Raw genomic sequence first — 1657 nt, 5'->3', positions numbered from 1 at the left:
CGGGCAACGGGGCGGGGGGTGCCCCGACATAGCGCCGATACCCCTTCGCAATCACACTGGACGGGTTCAATGACACAGCCATTCCACGATCCGACCTCACCGCGACGTCCGCACAGACGCCGCACCACATTCGTCCTCGTCGGCGCACTGATCGCGAGCTGCGCCGCCGCACTGCTCACGGGACCGCCGGCGAACGCAGCCGTGATCGACCCGGCGGCGTACTACCAGATCGTCTCGCGGCACAGCGGCAAAGCCGTCGACATCGCCGACCAGTCGACCGCCGACGGTGCCGCCGTCCAGCAACGGACCCGCGCCGACCAGGCCGGCCAGCAGTTCCAGTTCGCCGACGCCGGCGGCGGCTACTACAAGCTCCGAGCCCGGCACAGCGGCAAGGTGGTGGACGTCGCCTCGGCGTCCACGGCGAACGGTGCGAACGTCGTCCAGTGGACCGATAACGGCGGCACCAACCAGCAATTCCGAGTCGTGGATACCGACAGCGGATATGTCAAGCTCATCAACCGCAACAGCGGCAAGGCCCTCGACGTCTGGGAGCAGTCCACTGCCGACGGCGCGCGGATCTCCCAGTACACCGACACGGGCGCAGCCAACCAGCAGTGGCAACTGGTCCGGGCCGACGCGCCACCGGCCCCGAAGTACGCCGGCTATCTGTTCACGTACTTCACCGGCGAGAACACCTCCGCCGGCGAGCAGGTCTACTTCGCGCTCAGCCAGGGCAACGACCCCACCCGGTGGCGCCAGCTCAACGGTGGGCGGCCCGTGCTGACCTCGACCGTGGGCACCCGCGGCGTGCGCGACCCGTTCATCATCCGTTCCCCGCAGGGCGACAAGTTCTACCAGATCGCCACCGACCTGCGGATGTACGGCAACGGCAACGGCAACTGGGACCAGGTCCAGCGGACCGGCAGCAAGTCCATCGTGGTCTGGGAATCGACCGACCTGGTGAACTGGAGCGCGCCGCGCCTGGCCCGCGTCTCACCGGACACGGCCGGCAACACGTGGGCCCCGGAGGCGTACTACGACGAGGGACTCGGCCAGTACGTCGTGTTCTGGGCGTCGAAACTGTACTCCGCCGGCGACCCGAACCACACCGGCAACACCTACAACCGGATGATGTACGCCACGACATCCGACTTCCGGACCTTCAGCGCCGCGCAGGTCTGGGTCGACAAAGGCTACTCGACGATCGACTCGACGCTCACCAAGCACAACGGCACCTACTACCGCTTCACCAAGGACGAGCGGAGCTCGTCGCAGACCGCGTGCGGCAAGTTCATCCTCGCGGAGAAGTCGACGACCATACTCAACCGCACCTACTCGTTCGTCGCAGACTGCCTCGGGAACAACGCGATCAGCCAAGGCGAGGGCCCGTTGGTCTTCAAATCGAACACCGGCGAGCGCTGGTACATGTTCATCGACGAGTACGGAGGCCGGGGCTACGTACCGTTCACGACCACCGACCTGAACACCCGGCAATGGTCACCCGTCTCCGGCTACACCATGCCCGGCCGGCCGCGCCACGGCACCGTCCTGCCGATCACCCAGGCCGAGTACGACCGGCTACTGCAACAGTGGGGCTGAGCCGCCCTGTGGCGGAGCCGCCAACCGCTCGACATGCCGAGCGCGCAACCCGTGTGAT

1 protein-coding gene is annotated in these 1657 nt (G+C 67.0%); it reads left to right on the top strand.

Annotation, left to right across the window (positions count from 1 at the left end; genetic code table 11):
- The first annotated feature begins 69 nt into the window (after window positions 1-69).
- Entirely contained in the window at window positions 70-1599 is a 1530-nt protein-coding gene (locus ACTWQA_RS58855) for an RICIN domain-containing protein (protein ID WP_443167471.1), read from the top strand.
- The last annotated feature ends 58 nt before the right edge of the window (window positions 1600-1657 follow it).

Source organism: Nonomuraea sp. 10N515B (assembly GCF_052245915.1).
In the GTDB taxonomy this organism is placed as follows: domain Bacteria; phylum Actinomycetota; class Actinomycetes; order Streptosporangiales; family Streptosporangiaceae; genus Nonomuraea.
The sequence above is the reverse complement of the archived record's forward strand: the minus strand, read 5'-3'. Positions and strand labels throughout refer to the sequence as shown.

What these genes read in the sequence shown, in the direction of transcription:
- ACTWQA_RS58855 (WP_443167471.1), top strand. Translation starts at nt 70, where the DNA reads ATGACACAGCCATTCCACGATCCGACCTCACCGCGACGTCCGCACAGA.